The following is a 20758-nucleotide window of genomic DNA, read 5'->3' as shown; positions in this document are numbered from 1 at the left end:
GCGCTACTTGCCCGCCTTGCGACGTCGGATCAGCACCCGGCCAGCAAGTCGGGCCGGTAGTCGCAGTGGATCTGCAGGCTTTCCGTGTGATTGCGGTGGATCTGGAACCCATGGCGCACCAGCGCGCTCTTGACCTCGTCCACCAACGTGCCATGGCGGGCCTTGCGCAATTCCTGGCGAGCTGGCGAGGTGAACACCCCCAAGGGCAGGAAACGCAGGCGCTTGCCAGCGAGAACGATCGATACATCGACATGGGTGCCGTCCACATCATGCCCATTGCTACCGAAGATGTCCTGCACCTCGTCCCGGCGCCCCGGGTAGCAGCACACGAACAAGCGGATGCCCAACCAGCGCGAGAGCCTACGGAACCCTCCCAGCCGGCTGCCTTTGTGCTCATACCCTCGGGTCACCAGCAAGCGCACGGTATCGGGCAGGCTCGACTGGACCTTGCGCAACTGCTGGAAGACCTGTCCTTCCAGCTGCACTGTCGACGAGGGCCAGCGCGGCCCGATCTGCAACCCCTGGTGGTTGCCCCTGGTAAGAATCAGCATGGAAATAAACCCTGGTGGCTTGCGCAGGGCAATACTACCCATGCTGGCGCCAAGCGCAGCGAAAATCCTCCCGTTCTTCAGGTTCTTGTCAGCCCCCGGTGACAGGCGATGGGCCGCTTCGGTATGCTATTGATGGCTCATAGCCATTACCATAAGAACAGTGACCACGGGTGCTGAATGTACGATTTAACGAATCTGGTCATTGTCGATAAGAGCTATGGCTTGACCGTCCTGCAGGTCACTGCGGACCTGGTTGCCGGCGCGCTGGAAGAACTACTGGCCAACTGTGCGGGCAACGCCAATATCACCCAGAAGCTGGACTACTCGATCCTCAGTCTCTACCAGGACAAGCTCGAGGTGGCCATGCGCAACATGAGCCTCCCGGCCCTGCCCATGGGCTCACCGGCCGAGAGCCTTCGCTGATCCAGGCTTGAGCCGCCAATGGCGGCTCAACGTCCCTGCTTCTGACGCCGCCGGCCACTGGCCGCAGCCGGCGCCTGCCCTTCGTTTTCCCGCCACTGGGCCAGCAGGCGCTGGGCATTCTCCTCGCAGCCCAGGCCTTCGGGCTTGCCTTCGATACCGGCGATCAGGGTCAGCAGATGCTGGCGATTCTGCGTCAGGCGCTGCTGCAGGGCTTCGATCTCCGCCACCTTGCTGCGCAGGCTGGCCAACAGTCGGTCATGCTGGAAGCGCCCATCGCTCCGGGTGGACTCCAGGGTCAGGGTGCGCATTTCCTCCAGGCTGAAGCCCGCCTGCTGACCGCAGGTAATGATCTCCAGGCGCTGCACCACATCTTCCGGGTAGTCGCGGTAACCATTGCCCAGGCGCTGGGCCTCGATCAGGCCGCTGGCCTCGTAGAATCGCAAGCGCGATGCACTCAATCCCGTACGTCGGGCTAGTTCACCAATTTTCATCGAGTTGCAAACCTCCTATTGACCTTAAGGATAACTTTAACCTTAGCCTTCTTTGCAACACAGCCCCCTCCTGCATACAAACCGACGCACGGGCTGTACCTGGAGAACCCCATGACTGCTTTCCAATCCCTGCGTTTACCCAACGGAACCCTGCTGCCCAACCGCATCGCCAAGGCGGCGATGGAGGAAAACCTGGCCAATCTCGACCAGACCCCTTCCGAGCAGTTGCTACGTCTGTACAAGGCCTGGGCCGAAGGCGGCGCCGGCCTGTTGCTGACCGGCAACGTGATGGTCGATCCGCGGGCCATGACCGGGCCCGGCGGCGTGATGCTCGACGACAGCCAGCAACTGCAGCGCTTTCGCGAGTGGGCGCGAATCGGCCAGGCCCACGGCGCGCAATTCTGGATGCAGATCAACCATCCCGGTCGCCAGATGCAGGCCAGCCTCGGTCAGGCCACGGTGGCACCCTCGGCAGTCGCCTTGGACATGGGCGGCCTGTCGAAGATGTTTCCCGTACCCAAGGCCCTGGATGAAGCCCAGATCGCGACCCTGATCCAGCGTTTCGCCCGCACCGCGGCCCTGGCCGAGGACGCCGGTTTCAGTGGCGTGCAGATCCACGCCGCCCACGGCTATCTGCTGAGCCAGTTCCTTTCTCCCCTGAGCAACCAGCGCCAGGACCGCTGGGGCGGCAGCCTGGAAAATCGTGCGCGGCTGCTGCTGGAGGTGGTGAAGGCCGTACGGGCCAGCGTCTCGCCGCGCTTTTGCGTGGCGGTCAAGCTCAACTCCGCGGATTTCCAGCGCGGCGGCTTCGAACCTGCCGACGCGCGCCAGGTCGTACTCTGGCTCAACGAACTGCCGGTGGACCTGGTGGAGTTGTCCGGCGGCAGCTACGAGGCGCCAGCCATGCAAGGCGATGCCCGCGACGGCCGGACCCTGGCCCGGGAAGCCTACTTCCTCGAGTTCGCCCAACAGATCGCCGCCGTGGCCCGGATGCCGGTGATGGTCACCGGTGGCATCCGCCGCCTGCCCGTGGTGGAGCAAGTGCTGGACAGCGGAGTGGCCATGGCCGGCATCGCCACCGCCCTGGCCGTGGACCCGGCCCTGCCCCGGCGCTGGAAAAACGGCGACAGCAAGGCCAGCGCCGAACTGCCGCCGATCCGCTGGAAGCGCAAGGCCCTGGCCGCACTCGCCTACATGGCGCTGGTGAAACTGCAGATGCGCCAGTTGGCCGATGGCCATTCCACCAGGCCCGGCGCCTCGCCACTACGGGCATTGCTGGCGGAACAGTGGAGCACCCTGCGCCGCACCCGCCAGTACCGGCGCATGATGCAAGGTCGCAACGACCCGGCAGCCGCCGCAACGGCCTGAACCCCTTGCCGCCACCCGGAGCCATTTCCGGGTGGCCCCGCTCCCGGCCGACATCTACCGAGCTACCTGGGGCCGGCCACAAGTCAAAACCTTGTACCACCAGGCTCTGCGGCGCAGCACTGACGGATCTGGCATGATGCCCCCGCGACCCCGCAAGACCTGCATCCCGAGAGGCCCTGCGCCTTCTCGCCGAAGTACCGTGCGCTTGCAAGACAGCGGCGGTCAGCCACATGGAGAGCGTTTTGAGCAATTACTTCGAGAGCCCCTTCAAGGGCATCACCCTTGACCGCCAGGTCACCAACCCCAACATCAAGGTAGGCCGCTACAGCTATTACTCCGGTTACTACCACGGGCACAGTTTCGACGAATGCGCACGCTACCTGCCCCCCGACGAGGGCGTCGACCAGCTGATCGTCGGCAGCTTCTGCTCGATCGGCTCGGGCGCTGCATTCATCATGGCCGGCAACCAGGGCCACCGGAACGAATGGATCAGCACCTTCCCCTTCTATTGGATGTCGGAAGAGCCGGCCTTCGCCGGAGCGCAGAACGGCTATGAGGGAGCCGGCGATACGGTCATCGGCAACGATGTCTGGATAGGTTCCGAGGCAGTCATCATGCCGGGTATCAAGGTCGGCGACGGCGCGGTGATCGGCACTCGCGCCCTGGTGACCCGGGATGTGGAACCCTACGCCATCATCGGCGGCAATCCGGCCAAGACCATCCGCAAGCGCTTCGACGAACGAACCGTGCAGATGCTCCTGGAAATGAAATGGTGGGACTGGCCCATCGACCAGTTGCAAGCCGTGATGCCGCTGATGACCAGCGGCAATGTCGAGGCCCTGTACCAACATTGGCAGGCCGCCAGCCAGCCTGCCTAGTTAGCCCATCGAGCTCCGGCCCGCAGGCTAGCGACCTGCCGGCCCACGGGCACCCTGCCCGCAAGCGGTGCCGGGCGAATCAGCCATCGGCCTGGTAGCTGGCCAGGGACAAGGCAAAGAACTCGCTGTCGATCACATCCCGCAACTCCACCAGCGACAAGCCCTGGTAGCCCGGCAGGACGCGGATGCCGAACGCCTCGATATTGCTGATCACCGCCGCACCGCGCCGGATGATCTGGTAGGCACAATAGGGGATCGAATCCTCCGCGGAGCAGTTCATCTTCCTGGAACGCACTTCGAAGGCCAGCCGCTCGGGATCGAAGATCTCGCACTTGTCGTGCATCACCTGGTTCAAGAGCTTGTCGAAGCGCCGCAGGATCGCCTGCTTCTGTGGCTCGTCGTAGGTGTTCCACTGGATCACTTCATATTCGAAGCGCTTGCATCCGCGGCAGACCACATCGCCATAGACGGTCGAGCAGAGCCCTATGCAGGGGGTCTTGATCTTTTCGAACAACATGAACAACTCCCGAAGGCCGGGCCCATGGCCCGGCCGTTGTCTGCAAGCCCGGTCAATCCCAGGACAAGGCTCCGCCGGTCTGGTACTCGATCACGCGGGTCTCGAAGAAGTTCTTCTCTTTCTTCAGGTCCATGATCTCGCTCATCCACGGGAACGGATTGACGGTGCCCGGGTATTCCTCCTTCAGGCCGATCTGCGACAGGCGTCGGTTGGCGATGAACTTCAGGTAGTCCTCCATCATCACCGCATTCATCCCCAGCACCCCGCGCGGCATGGTGTCGCGAGCGTATTCGATCTCCAGCTGAGTGCCCTGGATGATCATCTGGGTGGCCTCTTCCATCAGGGCGTGGTCCCACAGGTGAGGATTCTCGATCTTGATCTGGTTGATCACGTCGATACCGAAGTTCAGGTGCATGGATTCGTCGCGCAGGATGTACTGGAACTGCTCCGCCACCCCATTCATCTTGTTGCGCCGGCCCATGGACAGGATCTGGGTGAAACCGCAGTAGAAGAAGATGCCTTCCAGCACACAGTAATAGGCGATCAGGTTGCGCAGCAGCTCCTTGTCGGCGAATAGGGTGCCGGTCTTGAAATTCGGGTCGGATATGGCGCGGGTATACCTGAGCCCCCAGGCGGCCTTCTTGGCCACGGTGGGCACCTCGCGGTACATGTTGAAGATCTCGCCTTCATCCATGCCCAGCGACTCGATGCAGTACTGGTAGGCGTGGGTATGGATCGCTTCCTCGAAGGCCTGGCGCAGGATGTACTGGCGGCACTCGGGATTGGTGATCAAGCGGTACACGGCCAGGGCCAGGTTGTTGGCGACCAGGGAGTCGGCGGTGGCGAAGAACCCCAGGCTGCGCATGACGATGCGGCGCTCGTCTTCGCTCAGGCCTTCGGCGCTCTTCCACAGGATGATGTCGGCGGTCATGTTGACCTCTTGCGGCATCCAGTGGTTGGCGCAGCCGTCCAGGTACTTCTGCCAGGCCCAGTCGTACTTCAACGGCACCAGCTGATTCAGGTCGGCGCGGCAATTGATCATGCGCTTTTCATCGACGGCCACGCGCCCGGCAGCGCCTTCCAGTTCCTCCAGGCCTTGGGTGACGTCCAGCGCATTGAGCGCTTTCTTCGCCCGGACCACCGCGGCCGAGTCACGGGAGTCAATCATCCTGGCGTTTCCGGCAGCGGCATTTCCCGCCGCATCGAGGGCCCCGGCGGCGGTTGCCCGTGGTTCCGATCTATCCGCTGCATCAGCTCCTGGGGCCTTGTGGCCGTGTATATCGAGCTCATCCCAATTCAACATTTCATTCATCCTTACCTTGGCCGAACCGGCGGGCGACGAACCCGTTCGGGCGGCCAATATTCTTCTTGGTGAAAGCCGTTGGCTTCAGAACGCCTCGCCCCAGACAAAACACTACATATAGAATTAAAACAAAAACAAAACACCATATGTAGTGCCAAGGGCGAAAGCGAGGCACAAGGTATAGAACGAAGGCCGGGACGTCAACACAACATATTGTGCTTTTCAAAAGACAGAAACACAAAATATAGTACCCAGCATCATCCCCATCACCACTCAACCAGGGTCGGAAAATAACGTTCGCAACCAGATAAATGCAGGCAGCCGGCAGCGGCCATGCCAGGTCGACATAGCCCTGCTGCAGCGCAAGGATCGGGACAAAGCAGGAGCAAGGCCCGTGGTGGGCCTCGAGCCTATTCGCGGCGCAGCGCAAGCCTCAACGCTACCTGCAAGCCCTGGGAATGCCATGTGCGATCAACGGCGCCTCCGGCAGAGCCGGCCAGTTGATCGATCATCTCGCTGCCATAGCCGTAGCGCGCAGGTGGTGCGGCAATGGGTGGCCCACCGCTTTCCTGCCAGTCGATAGCCAGCTTCGCATCGGTCGTGCTCCAACTGATCCGCACCTGGCCTTCAGGAAGGCTGAGCGCCCCGTGCTTCACGGAATTGGTGACCAGTTCATGGAGGAACAACGCCAGCAAGTTGGCCAAGTGGCCCGGAACCGGGTGCCTGGGCCCACTGACGTGGCACTGGGACTCAAAGGGAAAGAGCACCGACCCCATGAAGGAATGAAGCTCTACCTGGCCGCCGTCGTCCACGGCCAATACCCTGTCGTAGACCCTGGACAAGGCCTTGAACTTGCCGGCGGCGATCGCCGCCAGCTGGTCGGTGTTGCCACCGGCGCGAGCTTCGCGATCGGCCATCATCATCACCGCGGACGCCACGGTGAACAGGTTCTTGATCCGGTGCACCATCTCCCCCGACAGCAACTGCTCCCTGGCCAGCAATTGGCCCAGTTGGCGTTGCATCAGCACCTGCTCGGTGACATCCCGGGAGACACAGACGACGGACTGGACCTGACCTGCGGAATCGACTACCGGGGTCAACAGGTTGTCCCAGTGCACGGTGTGCCCTGCCGCATCGCTGTAGCCGGCGAACCGGGCGCTGGTGCCGGTGGCGGCCAGGGCCAAGGCGTCACTGGCGGCAGCGTGGATGCCAACAGGCAGCAAGGGAATCCAGGCCATGCCCCTGACCCGCGCTTGCGGGATGCCCAACGCCATGCAGCCGGCCTCGCTCATGGCCAGGAGCACGCCGTCCGGGGTCAGGACCTTGATACAGTCGGGAGTTGCGTCCAGCATCGCGCGTTGTGCATCGAAGACAGGCGGCAGGCCACCTGGTGCAGGCCCGGCGGAATCGCCGGCGTCCTTATCGTCCTTTTCCATGATTTCAACTACCCAAAGGCCGAGACAGCGAGCCCAAAGATAGAGCAATCAAATCTTAACGACAATCGTTCAGCCATGGTCGACTCAGCCTTGCAGCGATCTGCGAGGGGCGCAGGTAGGTCCCGACGGCAACGCCCTGCCCTCGTCCCGCTTCCACTGCTCCATCCTGGTGATTCCCCGGCCCGGCGCGCATGATTGGGCGCCACATCCGCGGCATCGCCAGAGGAGTGTTTCAATGTATGAAATTCGCCCCGTATCGCTGCATGGCGTGCTGGCGACCCTGGCAGTGACCCGGGCTCGGAGCGTACCGGACGCGGTGATCCTGCAGGGTGCCGGCAAGCTGCCGCAGGCCCTCACCGACCCCGACACGGCGATCACCATGGAGCAGGAACTGGTGGTGTTCGACAACGCTCGCCGAGCGTTGCCCGAACCGCACCTGGGGCTGTTGATCGGCAGCTCCATGCCGATTTCCACCCTGGGCCTGCTGGGCTACACCCTGCTGGTGGCGCCGACCCTCGGCGATGCGCTGGATACCGGCCTGCGCTTCCCCATCCAGCTGGCCAGCCAGTTCGCCCCGGCCATGGTCCACCAGGGCGGCGAGCTGCATTTCGTCGCCAACGACTGCCATGGCTTCTTCGAAGGCCACGGGTTTTTCAGCGATGTGTTCCTCAGCGCCAGCCTGCGGGTCATCCGCGATTGCCTGCAATCGAACAGCGAGCCATTGTGCGTGCACTTCAAGCGCCAGGCGCCCCAGGACCAGGAGCCTTATCGCCAGCTGTTCGGGGGCGACATCCGTTTCGCCAGCCATGGCGATTCGCTCAAGTTGCCCAAGGCCCTGCTGACCCGCCCGCTACCGCTGGCGGACCCGATCAGCTACCAGGCCATGCTCAGGCTGACCCAGGCCCGGGAACAGGAACTGCAGGCCATCGGCGGTGGCGGTTTTGCCAGTGAAGTGGCCGCCCTGCTCAAGTCCGATATCCAGCGCTACAGCGACCTGCTGGCCGTGGCCCAGGCCCTGAATGTCTCCGAGCGCACCCTGCGACGTCGCCTGGCCGAGCGCGAGGTGAGCTTCAAGCGCCTGCAGAACATGGCGCGCCACCAGCTAGCCAACCGACTGCTGAGCACCACCCAACTGCCCCTGGACGCCATCAGCCAGCAACTGGGTTTCGCCGCGCCCTCCTCCTTCGTCCACGCCTACTACAAGTGGGCCGGGGTCTCGCCCGGACGCTTTCGCCGCTCGCTGCGCGGCTGAGCGTTAGTCGCCCCGGGACTGGCGACCGCCAGCTGGATTGGCCGGAAAAGACAAAAAACTGGCCGGCTTCAGCACCTGGCGCCCGCGCCCGGGCCAGATACTGGAACCCGCTTCATTGCCTGTCCAATTCTAATAATACGGTCGTCTCCGCCAGCCAAGGCTGCGTGGGACGGCTGACAGGAGCACGTCGAATGCGCGCCACCACCAGCACCGCACAACCCAGCACAGATTCCGCCGCCACAGGATCACGCCTGGTCCGCCGCCTTTCTCTTTCCGATGTACTGGTCTATGGCCTGCTGTACTTCTGCCCCCTGGCTCCCACGGCGGTATTCGGCATCGTCTACGGCATGTCCGGCGGCATGGCGGCCCTGGTCTATGCCGTCGCCGCCCTGGCCATGACCTTCAGCGCCATCAGCTACAGCGAAATGGCCAAGTCGGTGAATGTCAGCGGTTCGGTGTATCGCTACGTCAGCCTCAGCACCAACGCCTTCACCGGTTTCGTCACCGGCTGGCTGATCCTGCTGGACTACTTCCTGCTGCCGGCCCTGCTGTCGATCCTCACCGCCATCGGCATGGTCCTGCAGTTCCCAGAAAGCTCGCGGGGCTTCTGGATCCTGGCGTTCATCTGGTTGCCGGCATTGCTGAACATCATCGGCCTGAAGCTGACCATCCGGGTCAACAAGCTGTTCCTGCTGGTGCAGCTGGTGACCCTGGGCGTGTTCTTCGTCTATTCCCTGTGGGGCGTGCTCCAGCACAGCCACGCCATCGGCCTGCTCGCGCCGATCTGGGACGGGCAACGCTTCGAACTGCTGGCGATACTTTCCGCCATCCCGGTCGCGGCATTGAGCTTCGTCGGCTTCGACGCGATCTCGGCCCTCAACGAAGAGGCCAGCGGCGGTGGCCGGACCATCTCCCGGGCTACGCTGATGCTGCTGTTGCTGGTGTCCCTGCTGTTCTTCGCCCAGGTGTACCTGGTCAACCTGTTCGTTCCCGCTGGCACCCAATACGACACGGAGCAGGCCGAAACCGCCTTCTATACCCTGAGCCGCGATATCGTCGGCGCCTGGTTCCAGCCGATCATGATCGTGGTGGCCGGCACCGCCTCCGGGGTCGCCAACGCCATCGTCTCGCAGATGACCACCTCGCGGCTGATCTTCAGCATGGCCCGCGATGGGCGCTTCCCGGCCTGGCTGGCGCGCCTGGACCGGCGGGGCAACCCGGTGAGGGCCTTGCTGTTCGTCGCCATCGTCTCCAGCGTGGTCGGCCTGGTGGCGGCCAACCAGGTGGAACTGCTGGTGACCCTGGTCACCTTCGGCGCGCTGTTCGCCTACATCACCTTGCATCTCAGCCTGTTCCAGCGCTTTCGCAAACACCCCGAGCGGCACTGGTTCAAGCACGTGGTATCGCCACTGGCCGGCATCCTGATCCTGGTCGCCGCCCTGGCCAGCATGAACGACAACGCCCGCTGGCTGGGAGGCGCCTGGCTGTGCATCGGCCTCGTGCTGGCGCTCATCCTGCATCGCCAAGGCCGCCTGGGCAGCCTCCCGCTCAACCAATGACACCAGGCGCCAGCGCCTCCCCTACACCAGACCAAGGCAGCAAGGCATGTATTTCGATCAGCAACAACACATCTGCGCACCAGGCGGGCAGATCTGGACCGCCATCAAGCACGGCACGGACCAACACCCGCCCCTGGTGCTGGTGCATGGCGGGCCTGGCTCCAACCACCTTTATCTGTCGAACTTCAGCGAGCACCTCAAGGGCCGCACGCTGATCTACTACGACCAACTCGACAGCGGTTACTCGGCCCGCCCCCATGACCCGGCCCACTGGACCCTGGAGCGAGCCTGCGCCGAACTGGCGGCCGTCATCGAGTTCCATGCCCTGGAGCGCTTCCATTTGCTGGGCAGTTCCTGGGGCGGCTCCATCGCCACGGCCTACGCCAGCACCCGGGACCAGCGCCTGGCCAGCCTGGTACTGGCCGGGCCGTTGATCAATGGTGCCGACTGGAACGCCGACAACCGCCAGCATCTGCAGCGGCTGCCCAGCCCCTGGCGCGAGGTGCTGCTGGCGGGCGACAGCCGGCATCCGCAATTCGCAGCGGCGCTGCAGGTGTTCAACCGCAGGCACATGCTCAGGCTCGACGAGGAACCAGCGTTCATCACCGAGTCGGACCGCCTGCACAACCCCCAGCTATTTCGGCATATGTGGGGAGTCGCGGATTTCTTCGGCGACGGGGCCCTGGCGCAGCTGGACCTGGTCCCCCTGCTGCCGCGAATCCTCTGTCCCGCCTATTTCGTGGTGGGCGAACACGATGAGTGCACTCCGGACTCCATGCGTCGCTACGTGCGCCACCTCAAGCAAGGCAGCGGCCATGTAGTGCCCGATGCGTCCCACCTGGCCCATATCGAACAGCCAGGGCTGTTCTTCGGCTGGCTCGAAGAAGTCCTCGCACGCCATGATGCCTCGGCCCGAACGAGCTGGCCCGATCAGTCGAGGACGCCGCTGAGCACTTCGTAGATGAGCCCGGTGGCGACGGTCACCAGGATCAGGTCGGTGCCGGCCTGCCGCCACTCATAGCCGTCGTAGCGCGGCAGCTGGCCGAGCAGGCGGCCGTCGAGCTTCCTGGCGATGCCGGGAGGCAACGGCTTGCCCCGGGCCAGGTTCTTCTGGATACCGGGCGGCAACGCCGGACCGGGCCGCCAGTAATCACGATGGCCGCTCAAGATCCCCAGGACATCGCCACGATCGATGGACGGGCCGCCTTGCCAATTGCCCTGTTTGCCCCCTGCCCCTGAATTGCCATGCCCCCGGCCATGCTCGGCCGAGCCCTGGTCATGGCCTTTGCCCTTGCCATGACCATTACCGGGATCGGCGCAAGCGCCGATGGGGCCGGCGACCAGAGCGGCGCAGGCCAGGGCGACAACCAGGCCTCGTGGAGTGTTCATGCTGGATCTCCTGTCAGGGAAGGGACGTCATGAACTATAGCCACTCCCCGCTGGCGGCAAGCTGCCAGTTCACCTGGGCGCTCGCCCTCTCCTACAATGGCCGCCTCATGGACCGAATCCAGGCGCCGGGCGACGTATCGTCCAAGGCTCCTGGCACTCAAGAGACAGACGATGAAGACCACCACTGCCCTGCTGCTTCTACTGCCTGCGCTACTGGTCGGGTGCGGTCCCGACCAGCTCGTCTCCGACCTGCCATCGCCCGGCGGCACGTATCACGTCGAAATCCGCCAGTGCCCCGAAAGAGGCAGCATCACCTGGGGCCAGAGCCTGCAGGTCTCGGTGCTGGAAGCCGGGAAGTCGGAAAAGTGCAATACCTTCATCAGCGCCCTGGCCCAGTTCGGTGGGCAGGAGTCGGCAGACCAACTGCAACTGCAATGGCTCTCCGATACTGAACTGCGGGCCTGGCTGCCCAGCTTCGATCCCGAGTACGGCCCCCCGGCGTGGAATCACCAGCAGTCGCCGCTCAAGCTGGTCTTCAAGCCCGAGCCCTGAGCCGGTTCGCGGGTCCGTCCCGGTGGGCTCGAATGGCAGGAGCTAACCTGCGGCTGCCTCGAAACGGCGGAACAGCTGCACCAGGCTGCCGGGCGCGTCGGCGTCGAAGAACAGCTTCAAGTTCGCCTCGGTCCTGACGGCGGCCTCGTTGCTGCGAACAAAGAGTTCGGCCTCATAACTGGCCAGCGCCGCCTCCACATCACCAGCGGACTCCAGCAATGCCCTGGCCAGCTCGGCACCGTCGTACAGGGCCAGGTTGGCCCCCTCGCCGGCGAACGGCGACATCAGGTGCGCGGCATCGCCCATCAGCGTCACCCCGGGTGTCCGTTGCCAGCGGTGGTCGACGGGCAAGGCGTGGATCAGGCGGATGACCGGCACCGTCTGGCAAGCGCTGATCAATGCCCTGAGCGCAGGCGCCCACCCGGCGTATTCCCGGGCGATCCGCGGCAGCGCCGTGGTGGGCGCGGCCAGCTCCCCGGGACTGAACCAGTCCGCCGACACTTGCAGGGCCACATAGGCCTGCAGGGTGCCGTCGGCATGTCGGTGGGCGAAGATGCCCTTGCCCGGCATCACCGCCATCAGGGTCCCCTGGCCGATGATCCCGGCGGTCGCCGGGTGCTGCTCGTCCCCCTTGAAAAGGACTGTCTCGACGAAGGAAATGCCGGTGTATCGAGGCTTGGTCGCGCACACCAGCGGCCGGACCCTGGACCAGGCACCGTCGGCGCCCACCAGCAGGTCGGCCGTAACCGAGGCGCCATTGGCGAATTGCAACCGGTGGCGCCCGTCACCGATCGCCGTCGCTTGGACCAGCTTGTGCTGCCAGCGCACGCACCCTTCGGGCAACGAGTCCAGCAGGAGTTGGCGCAACTCGCCGCGATCGACCTCCGGCCGAGTACCCTGTCCAGCACCAGGGCGCTCCAGCAGCACATTGCCCCTGCTATCGCAGATGCGCTTGGCATCCTCGCCAGGCCGGACCAGGCGCAAAAAGGCGTCGTAGAGGCCCGCGGCCCTGAGCGCCAGCTGGCCGTTGTATTCATGGATATCCAGCAGCCCACCCTGGGTACGGGCGCTGGCCGAAGGTTCCGCTTCATAGACCGTCGTCGCCACACCATGGATGTGCAGCACCCGGGCCAGGAGCAATCCTGCCAGCCCTGCGCCGACGATGGCGATCGACGCCGAAGCCAGGCTTGTTGCATCGCGTCCGGCCACCAGGGGCTCCTTCTAAATGGATCATCGATTAACCCGGCCAGTGCCGCCCGGGCGCCACTCTCGCCATGCCCGGTGCGGCGCCCGGCGCCTCGCTCAGTGCACCTGTTCGGCCTCATCGGCCTGGCGCCGCTCCACATCCCAGCCATCGAAGAACGCGCCATAGGCCTCGGCCAGTTCATTGAACGCGCTGCAACGGCGCGCGAGCTTGTCCGCGGCCAGGACCTCGGTCTTGCTGACGAACAGCGTCCAGTCGCCTTCATCGTCCTGGTGCACGTTCTGGACGACATAGTCGTGGTCGACAAGCTCGGAATAGATCCCCATCAGGTCTTCCTCGGCCTTGGCGATGAAGAAGAACCCCCACTGCAATGGGCTCGAGGTATCCCAGCCATCCTGCTGCATCTGCGAATACGTGGCATCGATCGAGGCTTTACTAGTTTCCATTACTGACTCTGTACCTGGGTTGAACGACTGCCAACCTGTAGTGGTTGGCTATATGCAAGACGGGTTGCTTCACTGTGAGTTGTGAAATCAATCCCAATAGACGGTGTAGACGTGGTAGCCGGCCCGGGGCTCTGGCGCGCCAGCGTGCTTGCCATAGGGCCAGCCCTCGCCGATGCCATCGGCTTCCAGGCCTTCGAGCCACTGCTCGGCCACCGCCAGTGGCGCACTGGAATAGATATGGATGTTCTCCGCCGCCGGCCAGTCATCGGACTCCAGCGCCTCGCCCCACTCCTGATGCAGGCCCACATACACGCCCTGGACGTCGGGACGCTGCTCCAGCGCCTTGAAATGCGCGTGGATCCGAGCGATGGAAGGCCGTCCGAACTCCCATTGATTAGGGGCGATGGACTGCTCCTGGTCGTTACCCTGGAAATACTCGTCCAGGGTGACCAACGGAAGATGCTCCTCATCCAGCTCGTCCAGCACCTGGAGTCGCTCCAGCAGTTTTTCTCGATGATTCATGATTTACCTGTAGGTCGAAATCCTGTTCGCAAGCACCACGCGATGCATTGCGCAGGTGCCGTCATTTGTGTGACGCCAGCTCTGGCGCAAGGCTTTGGGCGGGCCGAGCCAGACGCTACCCCTCCTTGATCGGCCCCGGCAACAAATTCTGAACGCGCCGCAGGCAAGCCCGCGGCCAGGAGTGAAAGCGCATTACCGCCGCTTGGCAACTTTCATTAGGGTTATACGGCCATTTCTTTTAGTCTTTGCCCTGTTTTCGGCCTTTGGGTAGTTGGAAGTATGCGAAAGGACGATAACCCGACAGGTGCTTCCGGCTTGCTCGCGGCCGCTGGCCAGCCACCGGCCTTCGACATGCAAAGCGCGATGCTCGATGCGACCTGCGACTGCATCAAGGTCCTGACTCCGGAAGGTGTCCTGCTGGCCATGAGCGCCGCCGGATGCCTGGCACTGGGCATTGCACAACCCCAGGTCGAGGGGACAGCCTGGATCTCCCTGCTGCCGCCAGCGGTGCACGTCAGCGCTCGCCAAGCACTGGCGCAGGCGGCCAAAGGCCAGACGTCGCGCTTTGCCGGCCATAGCCAGGCAGCCGGACAACTGACGCATTGGGACAACCTGCTGACTCCGGTCGTTGACCGGGATGGCCGGGTCCGCTCCATCGTCTGCGTTTCCCGCGACGTGACCGAGCAGGTTTCATTGCGGCGGGAACTGGACCAGGCGCTGGAGCGAGAGAGATTGCTGTCCGCGGAGATGGTGCACCGGATCAAGAACCTGTTCACCGTAGCGGCGGCGGTCATGCTGATGGCCGACAGGGAGGCTCGGGCCTCGGGCTCCGCCGAACAGTTGGCCAGGATCGCCGCCAGCAAGTTGCAGGCACTTTCCAGGGCTTATTCCACGGTGCTGGAGGCGGACGACGTAGCCAATGTGGAAATGGAAGGCTTCATGAAGTCGGTGTTGCAGCCCTTCGGTGGCCAGTGCCAGTTCAGCGGTGCCAGGCACTGCGTGCCCGGACCATTGGCCAACCTGCTTGCCCTGTTTCTTCACGAGCTGGCGACCAACTCGGTGAAACATGGGGCTCTCAGCGTTCCTGAAGGGTCCATCAAGATCAGCTGGTGCCTGGGCGATGGCGCGCTGGGTATCGCCTGGCAAGAGCAAGGCGGCCCGCCGATTTGCGCCCCCCCGGCACGGCACGGCTACGGCACCAAGCTCATCGATCAACTGGCCGCCTCCGCTGGCGGGATAATCGACCGCGACTGGCATCGCCATGGCCTTCAGATCGGACTGCGGGTGCCGCTGCACCACGGACAGGTGGATCGGTGAGCAAGAAAATGCAAGGCCCATGATCGACCCGCCAGGTTGGACCCACTCGCCGTGGTCGGTGGAGCCTGGCGCGGGCGCTTTCTCAGCGCACGCCGTAGCCATACTCGACCCAGCGTTGCTTGACCTGATCCTGCAGCGCCGGCGGGAACGAATGCTTGAACGAGGCGGTGCCGGCCCGCATCTGCCCGCGGAACTGCTCGGGAAACAGGCAATTGATCACCGCCTTGCCACCGCTGCCCCGGGCCCTGTCGGCCTCATTCAGGTAAGGCACCATGGGAAACTCGCGCTGCTGCGGATAGCTGAAATGGTCATGGGCCGGATGCGAGCGCGTGGCCAGCGCCCACACCACCTGATCGATATCGGTGATATCGATATCGTTGCCCACCAGGATCAGCTTGGGGATCAGGTAGCCGGGGTGGGTGTCGAACACCGTCCGGGCGATCAGGTCGGCGAAGGCCCTGGCCGTGGTGCCCAGGGCCGCCAGGGCGACGGTGTCCACCGAGATCACCGCCCAGCAGCTCGCCGCCTCGTACGAGCACCACACCATGTCCACGGGAAGCCCGGCCTGTTGCAGTAGCTCCAGCAACTGCGCCGAGATCATGGTGCCCCAGATGGTGTGGTTTTCCTCTGGCGGCAACCCGGCCACGCAGATCGGCAGGATCGGTCGGTCGCGGAAGGTCACGGCGTGGACATGGAACACCGGCTGTTGGTGTCCCACATGATGCTGGTAGCCGTGGTACTCGCCCATGGGGCCCTCCAGCGCCGTCTCGCTGAGGCTGATCTGGCCCTCTAGGATGATTTCCGCCTGGGCCGGCACCCACAGGCCATTGGTCTGGGTCTGGACCAGGTCGATACCCTGGCCCATCAGCGCCCCCACATACCCGGACTCGCTCACCCCGGCCGGCAGCGGCATGCCGGCCACCGCCACGGCCGCCGGTGGTGCACCCAGGGCCATGGCCCACGGAGTGGCCTTGCCCTGCTGCGTCCACATCTGGCGGACCATGCCGATGTGCTGCGTGGGGATCGCCGGACCGGTGAGCCGGTTCTTGTCGAGCAGCATCAGGCGCCCGATGCCCCAGCTGTCCCAGGAGCGGTCCGGCGACTGGACCACATGGAAACCATAGGTGCCCAAGTAGCGCCCGCCATCCTGCTCATGGAGCAAGGGCACGGCGAAGCGGGTCAGGTCCACCTCGTCACCGCGCCAGATGTTCTGCTGCACCGGCCCCGTGGGCACATGGCGAGGGGCCACGGGCCGGGCTTTCATCGCCGCGCGGATGGCGGCGACGATGTCTTGTGCGGTGCTGGCCTGCGCCAGCCCCAGGTGCAGGGCCAGGCGCCCGTACTCGGCGCCCGGCTTGCCGCTCATGCCGGCCGGGGCGCCCAGCACCCGCGCGCCCAGGGCATTGCCGGCAATGTTATGGAACAGCGGCGCGGGCAAGCGCTCTTCGTATACCCGCCGGGTGATCGCGGCCATTTCCATGTCGCTGTCGACTTCGACAGTGACGTCGACCAGATCCCCTCTGTTCCTGAGTTCCTCAATGAATTGCCGAAAGTCCACGGCGCAATCATGCAGGCTCATGTTTCAACTCCCTGTGGTGGATGGGGCGAACTGGCGCTCGTAGGCCAGGACATGCTCGGGGAAGAGCTCGTCATAGGTGGGCGACTCGATGCCCAGCACATGCACTTCCATGGCGTCGATCCCGGCATCGGCCGAGTAATCGAGAATGCACAGGCCGGCCGCGCGAATCTGCTGGGGGCCAGCGCCTTGCACCGTCAGTTTGAACGCCCCCTGGTCATTCCCGGCGCAAGCCCGGACCTGTTCCTGGATCGCGGCATAACCAGGCCCCGGGACGAAGAGCCCGAAAGCCACGCCCATGGGCGGGTCACCCTGTTCGAGGTCGGACCAGCCAATGAGCTGCCCATGACTGAAGATCTGGAAGCGCCCCATGCCGATACCCTTGAAAGAACCAATGATTGGCTGGCAAGGGTAACCGATCGCGATTCACCATCGCGCGGCGCGGCACTGTCCTGACCCTTTGCAACTGACGGCCGATGTAGGCATCGGCGGCGTTTAATGAGATAAAGCCACAGCCCAGCCCATAGGAACTATCGATGATGCGCCACCTCAGTACCGCCCTCCCGGCCCTCGTCATGGCGACCCTGCTCTGTGCATGCACTACGCAATTGACCGATGGCGGGCGCCAGGTGAACCTGGTCACCGCGGCCTCGGCCCAGGCCTGCAAGGTAATCAAAGGCTTCACCGTCAAGGGCTCGTCCAATGGCGATGCATTGAACATGGCCTTCAACCGGACGGCCGAGTTGGGCGGCGACAGCGTGAGCGTCATCGATGTCGGCGACGATTCCAGGCTCCAGGCAGCGGCCCTGCAATGCCGCCGTGATGCGCCGCGCGACTGAACATCGCCTGTACCTTCACCGGCCCTTTTGCACCCGTTCCCCTGGTCGTGATCACGACCCCCAGAGATTTCAGCCAATGTCCAGGAAAGCACCCGCAGGGGCCCACACCGCCACCGCCGCCGATATCGAACGTTCGATCCAGGCCCTCAACAAGATGGCCGAACGCCTTTGGGGAGAAGGCCGGGAAGCCGAGGCCCAGGCGCTGATCAATGCCCTGGACGCCCTGAACCGGGCGCTGGATCGCATCCGCATCGGTGAAAGCCGCAGGGCCGTCACCGTTCACTGACCAGGCCTGTTCCCCCCGCCAGATCCATGAAAGCAGAGCGCCATTAGCACATCAGCGCTAGTCGACCCCTTTGCCCTGGTCCGCCTATAGTCCCGCCCCGCCGCCCCGATGCGGGCGTGACCAGAACCACCAAGGAAGGGCCACCCATGGCGAACTCTTTGCCGTGCGCCGGGCGTTCGCTGCTGGCGCTCAGCCTGCTGTGCGCCAGCGCCATGGCCGGTACCGCGGGCGATTACTGGATAGTCCACGGCAAGCAGGAACGCTATCGCCACGAGGTGTTCATTGCCGATGCCGCCGGTATCCTGCACAGCCCTGGAGGGGTGCAGTCGGCCATGATCATGCAGATCTACGAAGACCCGGCCATGCCGGTACTGACGGCCTACGAGATCCAGTACAAGTGCCAGGAACACAAGTTGCGCCTGGACAGCGCCAGGAACATGCGGCGCCTGGACTACGCCTTCAGGGACGCAGCCACCACGCGCGGCTGGATCGATCCGCAACAGTCCGCCTATTGGCTCCAACGCAGCTACGCGTTCGTTTGCGCCCCGGGCAACCGCGACCACAACCGGATGCTGCCACTCGGCAAGATGTCGAATGCGCAGATGGTCCAGGCCGTCCAGGCGATGTTCCTGGAACCGCAAGACAATTCCTCCGACAGCACAATGAACCCTGACCTGGATACGATGCTCGGCATTGCCCCAAGCGAGGCACCAAGGATGGGGCGGCCACCGCATCGAGCCAGGGCACGATGACCTGCCAGGCACCATCTGATGCGTTCGATCGGCATCTGCCAGCAATCGCACCCATAGTCCTTCACGCTCGAGGAACCTGCGGATTTCTCGCAGGTAGGCGCCTGGTTACGCGAACCTGAGCATATGGCCAATGCGCGGCAGGATCACCTCCTGCGCGCCCTTGATGCCCTCGGGCAAGATACCTGCAGCCTCTGCGCCGATCAGCCTGTCCTCCCCAGCGTGAGAATCAGCGCCGGCACGTCGATCTGCTTAAGCAAGCCCCTCTAGTCCGCATGTTCGATCGAACGAATGGGTTTGATACAGGCCAAGTGTGAAGTTTCCCTGACGAACAAGGCGCGACTCTTTGCGGTTGACGAGGGAATCTAGCCCTTGTTGTCAAATGACGACAACAGCTGCGCCGCATGGATTCGCCGGGGCATCTGTCGGTGGGAAAGGCCGGGGAAAAACGCTGCGAGGCTGGCCAATGTCTTGCGTCACGACGAGATGATCGGGCTCTTGGCGAACCCGTCGGGAAGCACCAGGCCCTTCAACACCTGCTCCACTGCGCCTCGACTATCGTCGTGCGGCGAGACCAAGAGGTGATGCAAGCTGACCAAGGCCGGATGGTCTTGGCGCGCGATGCCGGCAAAACGCTCGTGGAGGAGCCGCTAGCAAGCGATGGTCAACTGGCTGCTCGAGCATCTTCCCCAAATCATCGGGGCCGTCCTGATGCGCTCGGACGATCCGGCATGCGTAGCCAAGAAATAACCCAGGCGGCGCAACTGGATTCTCTGGGTCGCGACCAAGAAATTTCTGAACCTTTTCACCACGACCGTCGGTCCCGGTAGTTGATTAAAAATAAAACTCCAGCTGCACGCGTTCCTCACAACTAATGCATGGAAAAACATGCAAGGGATAGACCCCCGTTCAGCCTGAGGGAAACGATATGTTCTTACACAATAAACGACTTCAGTACACCGTACGCGTAGCGCAACCCAACCCCGGCCTGGCCAACTTGCTACTTGAGCAATTCGGTGGCGCCAATGGTGAACTGGCCGCAGCAGCACGCTATTTCACCCAGGCGCTAGCAGAGGAAGATCCAGGGCGCAAAGATCTCTTGATGGATATTGCCACGGAAGAACTTAGCCACTTGGAAATCGTCGGGTCGGTGATCGTCATGCTCAATAGAGGAGCCAAGGGCCAACTGGCCGAAGCGGTACAGGAAGAGGGCGAGCTTTATCGGGCAATTAATGGCGCAGGTAATGACTCCCATATCACTAGCCTGTTGTATGGAGCAGGTGCTCCATTAGTCAACTCGGCTGGAGTGCCTTGGACTGCGGCCTATATTGATACGATCACCGAGCCTACTTGCGATCTACGCTCGAACATCGCAGCCGAAGCACGCGCGAAGATTATCTATGAACGCCTCATGAATGTAACTGATGACCCGGGAGTCAAGGAGGCGTTGGGGTTCTTGATGACTAGAGAGATTGCTCATCAAAAATCATTTGAAAAAGCCTTGCACTCCATCCAGCCAAACTTCCCCCAAGGCAAGCTACCCGGCATGCCGGAGTTTTCACGGGTCTACTTCAATATGTCCAATGGCGAGGCTGCCTTACGTGGCTCATGGAACAGCGATGAAGAATTCGAATATGTAGAAAAGCCTCAGCCAGCCGTGGGCGGCGGCGACGGAAGCGCCAGCGTCACACTTTCCGAAGCGGATCAGGCGGTGCTCGAGGCAATGAAGATTCGTACTCAGTCGGACCCTGAACTCCAGCCAATGACAGGTGCGGAACTAGGCGCTGGACAAGCCCTGAATGAAAAAGATATCTGATCGATAGCGAGAGCGGTTTATCCGCTCTCCTCACCCGGTAATACGAAATGTTCCATTCAAAGAACACTGTAGCGTCTTTAGCCTCATGGAGAGTTGCCCATAAGCTTCGGTTATTGATGGGTGCTTCGATCTTCATGACAGGCACCCTCAATCTTCTGCTGGAATTACTAGGCCGGCTGTCCGCATAAAAAATCACTTTTCCTTCTGAAAATAGCGCTCATACGCCTGGACATCGAGGTAAGGCGTCTGTGCATCTGGCAATACCTCCAGACACCACCTCCATC

23 protein-coding genes are annotated in these 20758 nt (G+C 63.2%); 12 read left to right on the top strand and 11 right to left on the bottom strand.

Going from position 1 to position 20758, the window contains the following annotated elements; all coding sequences use genetic code 11:
- Positions 1-29 precede the first annotated feature (29 nt).
- Complete coding sequence (locus CAG11_RS29365) at positions 30-551, bottom strand: hypothetical protein (protein WP_022639150.1); 522 nt, start codon at positions 549-551, stop codon at positions 30-32.
- A 177-nt stretch (positions 552-728) separates the two neighbouring features.
- Here CAG11_RS29365 and CAG11_RS29360 point away from each other — a divergent pair, with 177 nt between their 5' ends.
- Complete coding sequence (locus CAG11_RS29360) at positions 729-974, top strand: hypothetical protein (RefSeq protein ID WP_022639151.1); 246 nt, start codon at positions 729-731, stop codon at positions 972-974.
- Positions 975-1000: 26 nt separating this feature from the next.
- Here the strand turns inward: CAG11_RS29360 and CAG11_RS29355 are convergent, their stop codons facing one another.
- A complete protein-coding gene (locus CAG11_RS29355; protein ID WP_085599664.1) occupies positions 1001-1465 on the bottom strand; it encodes a MerR family transcriptional regulator in 465 nt (154 codons plus the stop codon).
- Positions 1466-1576: 111 nt separating this feature from the next.
- On the opposite strand from CAG11_RS29355, the gene CAG11_RS29350 reads away from it, so the two are divergent.
- Together CAG11_RS29350 and catB are read left to right on the top strand one after the other, a co-directional pair.
- On the top strand, positions 1577-2833 hold the full coding sequence (locus tag CAG11_RS29350; RefSeq protein WP_085599662.1) for an NADH:flavin oxidoreductase/NADH oxidase family protein: 1257 nt from the start codon (positions 1577-1579) through the stop codon (positions 2831-2833).
- 242 nt (positions 2834-3075) lie between these two features.
- The gene (gene catB / locus CAG11_RS29345; RefSeq protein WP_085599660.1) at positions 3076-3711 is read left to right on the top strand and encodes a type B chloramphenicol O-acetyltransferase; all 636 of its coding nucleotides are present in this window, start codon (positions 3076-3078) and stop codon (positions 3709-3711) included.
- A gap of 79 nt (positions 3712-3790) precedes the next feature.
- Here the strand turns inward: catB and CAG11_RS29340 are convergent, their stop codons facing one another.
- The 3 genes from CAG11_RS29340 to CAG11_RS29330 all read right to left on the bottom strand — a co-directional run bounded on the left by CAG11_RS29340 (position 3791) and on the right by CAG11_RS29330 (position 6967).
- Positions 3791-4228 carry a DUF1289 domain-containing protein gene (locus CAG11_RS29340; protein WP_085599658.1) on the bottom strand — a complete coding sequence of 146 codons (438 nt, stop codon included), beginning with the start codon at positions 4226-4228 and terminating at the stop codon, positions 3791-3793.
- A gap of 52 nt (positions 4229-4280) precedes the next feature.
- A complete protein-coding gene (locus CAG11_RS29335) occupies positions 4281-5531 on the bottom strand; it encodes a ribonucleotide-diphosphate reductase subunit beta (protein WP_085599656.1) in 1251 nt (416 codons plus the stop codon).
- A 410-nt stretch (positions 5532-5941) separates the two neighbouring features.
- Positions 5942-6967 carry a sensor histidine kinase gene (locus tag CAG11_RS29330; RefSeq protein WP_085599654.1) on the bottom strand — a complete coding sequence of 342 codons (1026 nt, stop codon included), beginning with the start codon at positions 6965-6967 and terminating at the stop codon, positions 5942-5944.
- A 235-nt stretch (positions 6968-7202) separates the two neighbouring features.
- On the opposite strand from CAG11_RS29330, the gene CAG11_RS29325 reads away from it, so the two are divergent.
- The 3 genes from CAG11_RS29325 to CAG11_RS29315 all read left to right on the top strand — a co-directional run bounded on the left by CAG11_RS29325 (position 7203) and on the right by CAG11_RS29315 (position 10739).
- A complete protein-coding gene (locus tag CAG11_RS29325) occupies positions 7203-8219 on the top strand; it encodes an AraC family transcriptional regulator (protein WP_085599652.1) in 1017 nt (338 codons plus the stop codon).
- A gap of 191 nt (positions 8220-8410) precedes the next feature.
- Complete coding sequence (locus CAG11_RS29320; RefSeq protein WP_085599650.1) at positions 8411-9778, top strand: APC family permease; 1368 nt, start codon at positions 8411-8413, stop codon at positions 9776-9778.
- Between the two features lie 46 nt (positions 9779-9824).
- A complete protein-coding gene (locus CAG11_RS29315; RefSeq protein ID WP_085599648.1) occupies positions 9825-10739 on the top strand; it encodes a proline iminopeptidase-family hydrolase in 915 nt (304 codons plus the stop codon).
- On the opposite strand, the gene CAG11_RS29310 is transcribed toward CAG11_RS29315, so the two are convergent.
- Positions 10709-11167, bottom strand: coding sequence for an anti-virulence regulator CigR family protein (locus CAG11_RS29310; protein ID WP_085599646.1), 459 nt, complete (start codon positions 11165-11167; stop codon positions 10709-10711). The genes CAG11_RS29315 and CAG11_RS29310 overlap by 31 nt on opposite strands.
- A gap of 171 nt (positions 11168-11338) precedes the next feature.
- Here CAG11_RS29310 and CAG11_RS29305 point away from each other — a divergent pair, with 171 nt between their 5' ends.
- A complete protein-coding gene (locus tag CAG11_RS29305; protein ID WP_085599644.1) occupies positions 11339-11719 on the top strand; it encodes a hypothetical protein in 381 nt (126 codons plus the stop codon).
- A 42-nt stretch (positions 11720-11761) separates the two neighbouring features.
- Here CAG11_RS29305 and CAG11_RS29300 read toward each other — a convergent pair whose 3' ends face one another.
- The 3 genes from CAG11_RS29300 to CAG11_RS29290 form a co-directional block, all read right to left on the bottom strand.
- On the bottom strand, positions 11762-12928 hold the full coding sequence (locus CAG11_RS29300) for an NAD(P)/FAD-dependent oxidoreductase (RefSeq protein ID WP_256578768.1): 1167 nt from the start codon (positions 12926-12928) through the stop codon (positions 11762-11764).
- 93 nt (positions 12929-13021) lie between these two features.
- Complete coding sequence (locus tag CAG11_RS29295; RefSeq protein ID WP_085599642.1) at positions 13022-13369, bottom strand: ribonuclease E inhibitor RraB; 348 nt, start codon at positions 13367-13369, stop codon at positions 13022-13024.
- Between the two features lie 87 nt (positions 13370-13456).
- A complete protein-coding gene (locus CAG11_RS29290) occupies positions 13457-13891 on the bottom strand; it encodes a hypothetical protein (protein ID WP_085599640.1) in 435 nt (144 codons plus the stop codon).
- Between the two features lie 279 nt (positions 13892-14170).
- On the opposite strand from CAG11_RS29290, the gene CAG11_RS29285 reads away from it, so the two are divergent.
- Positions 14171-15208: a PAS domain-containing protein gene (locus tag CAG11_RS29285; RefSeq protein ID WP_085599638.1), complete on the top strand. Its 1038-nt coding sequence runs from the start codon at positions 14171-14173 to the stop codon at positions 15206-15208.
- An 82-nt stretch (positions 15209-15290) separates the two neighbouring features.
- Here the strand turns inward: CAG11_RS29285 and CAG11_RS29280 are convergent, their stop codons facing one another.
- The gene (locus CAG11_RS29280) at positions 15291-16787 is read right to left on the bottom strand and encodes a UbiD family decarboxylase (RefSeq protein WP_085599636.1); all 1497 of its coding nucleotides are present in this window, start codon (positions 16785-16787) and stop codon (positions 15291-15293) included.
- 3 nt (positions 16788-16790) lie between these two features.
- Positions 16791-17084, bottom strand: coding sequence for a hypothetical protein (locus CAG11_RS29275; RefSeq protein ID WP_085065957.1), 294 nt, complete (start codon positions 17082-17084; stop codon positions 16791-16793).
- A 236-nt stretch (positions 17085-17320) separates the two neighbouring features.
- Between CAG11_RS29275 and CAG11_RS29270 the strand changes: the two genes are divergently transcribed.
- From CAG11_RS29270 to CAG11_RS29255, 4 genes are all read left to right on the top strand, one after another.
- On the top strand, positions 17321-17623 hold the full coding sequence (locus tag CAG11_RS29270; RefSeq protein WP_177409193.1) for a hypothetical protein: 303 nt from the start codon (positions 17321-17323) through the stop codon (positions 17621-17623).
- A 76-nt stretch (positions 17624-17699) separates the two neighbouring features.
- Positions 17700-17909: a hypothetical protein gene (locus tag CAG11_RS29265; RefSeq protein WP_085599634.1), complete on the top strand. Its 210-nt coding sequence runs from the start codon at positions 17700-17702 to the stop codon at positions 17907-17909.
- Positions 17910-18055: 146 nt separating this feature from the next.
- Positions 18056-18661: a hypothetical protein gene (locus CAG11_RS29260; protein WP_085599632.1), complete on the top strand. Its 606-nt coding sequence runs from the start codon at positions 18056-18058 to the stop codon at positions 18659-18661.
- A 925-nt stretch (positions 18662-19586) separates the two neighbouring features.
- A complete protein-coding gene (locus tag CAG11_RS29255) occupies positions 19587-20474 on the top strand; it encodes a manganese catalase family protein (protein WP_085599630.1) in 888 nt (295 codons plus the stop codon).
- Positions 20475-20758: the final 284 nt, after the last annotated feature.

Source organism: Pseudomonas sp. B6(2017), from assembly GCF_002112765.1.
Taxonomy (GTDB): Bacteria; Pseudomonadota; Gammaproteobacteria; order Pseudomonadales; family Pseudomonadaceae; genus Aquipseudomonas; species Aquipseudomonas piscis.
Note: the sequence above shows the minus strand (reverse complement) of the source record. Positions and strands in the feature narration are given on the sequence as shown.